Source organism: Flagellimonas olearia (genome assembly GCF_009184425.1).
Lineage (GTDB): Bacteria > Bacteroidota > Bacteroidia > Flavobacteriales > Flavobacteriaceae > Flagellimonas > Flagellimonas olearia.
The window spans coordinates 1-311 of record NZ_WELG01000212.1; the positions used below are offsets into that span (position 1 = coordinate 1).

1 protein-coding gene is annotated in these 311 nt (G+C 54.7%); it reads right to left on the reverse strand.

The genetic code is table 11. From position 1 onward, the window contains the following. Positions 1 to 102 precede the first annotated feature (102 nt). The coding region (locus tag F8C76_RS19695) for a MerR family transcriptional regulator (protein WP_152132986.1) at positions 103 to 311 on the reverse strand (209 nt) is incomplete at its 5' end.

Sequence of the window (311 nt, forward strand, 5' to 3'; positions counted from 1 at the left end):
CGAGGTCAGCGGATTGCGGGGAAGCAGGCATGAAAAACCCCGGAAGCGAGGCTGCCGGGGCTTCTTGCTTACAGGCAAACACCTGCAAGAGATCTGTCTGGATCAGGAGGCTTTAAGTACGTCTAGAACCTCTTCCATCTCCACAATCATCTGCTTGATGAGTTGATGATACTGTGTGACCTGCTCGGCGTTGGCGCCGCCAGAAAGCTGTTGACGGGCACCACCGATGGTAAAGCCCTGATCGTACAGTAAGCTGCGGATCTGACGAATCATCAGCACGTCTTGACGCTGATAGTAGCGGCGGTTACCAC